Raw genomic sequence first — 1,229 nt, forward strand, 5'->3', positions numbered from 1 at the left:
TCAAACGATGTTGCTTCTGGGTGAGGGGTTTTTCTTGCCATTGTGATCTGCTCATCTATTCTCTGTGTTCCCTAGTTTACTCGAATCTGTCACCCTCTCTAGTAAATTTTGCGGTTCTAGTTTTTTTAACCATGCTTTTCGAATAGTATCGTCCATTAGTTGAATTTCGGCTCTCTCCAAACTTTTTGTTTGGTTAATGAGACGGTCAATCCCCTGTAGTGCTAAAGGACGACCAGTGACTATAAACTGATGATGACTACTTTGCTGAAAATGCTCTACCTGCTGCAAAAATTCCTTAATTCCACCACTAGCACGTCCCTCTAGTAACAGTTCATCAAATCCATCTAGGAAAAACAAAAATCGGGTATTTTTATCTGTCAACCAACTGGGATTCTTAACAAAGTCATAGGTTTCTAAATAATTTTCAAAGGTTTTGGTGAGAGTATTCTCCAATACCTTAAGATGTCTCAATTTAATGACAATGGGTGTAAAAGATGGTTGCAAGTTGCTCCGAGTGTGCCAATTTTCCCTAACCCAATCAGCAAACATTCGGCAAAAGACACTCTTTCCTCGCCCTGCATCTCCTTGAATAAACAAGATTTTCTTGTCTTTGTGCTTGTTATTAAGTGTCTCTTTAGCCCACTTTTCAAGGTCAATAGGGTCTTTATCTTTGATGGGATTGCCATTTATATCTAGATCTTTAATAGGATTGCCACTTCCATCAAGTAACCTGACCTTCAAAGACACATACAAGTCTCGAAATGTAATCTCTTGTTCATCAAAAATTGTTTCATCCGGCTTGGGTTGAATCTCTCTTTCTAGGTATTCATTAATACTTTCTAGATTCTGCCTTTGCTGCCATTCTGGATATTTGGTTTCCCATAGCCATTTGAGTGCTTGTTCCCAAGGACTGTTACCTTTAGGTTGTCTCCCTCTGCTAGTTGGTTGGTTAATTGAACAACCAGCCTGTTGCAAAACATTACAGATTTTCTTCAACTCGTCTTGTAGTTTTTGCGCTCCATCGTCAGGCGTTCTACTCCAGGCAATAGATCTTGCTAGGGCAGTATTGTCTTTACCGCCGTTCGCCTGATCAAAGCGACAAAGAAATACAGTTCGCGTATCACCCGTGAAACTGTACTGTGTTGCCATTGCTTCTAAAAACTGGCTGTGCTGTTCTTGAGTATCTGAGGGATTCACCTAGCTAAACCACTTCTATATAACTCTATTTT

The 1,229-nt window shown here is 39.9% G+C and carries 1 protein-coding gene; it reads right to left on the minus strand.

The features are described from left to right. Positions 1-51: 51 nt before the first annotated feature. Positions 52-1,197, minus strand: coding sequence for an NACHT domain-containing protein (locus G4P69_RS40165; protein WP_208355282.1), 1,146 nt, complete (start codon positions 1,195-1,197; stop codon positions 52-54). Positions 1,198-1,229: the final 32 nt, after the last annotated feature.

Origin of the sequence: Aetokthonos hydrillicola CCALA 1050 (assembly GCF_017591665.1) — a bacterium.
Classification (GTDB): Bacteria; Cyanobacteriota; Cyanobacteriia; order Cyanobacteriales; family Nostocaceae; genus Aetokthonos; species Aetokthonos hydrillicola.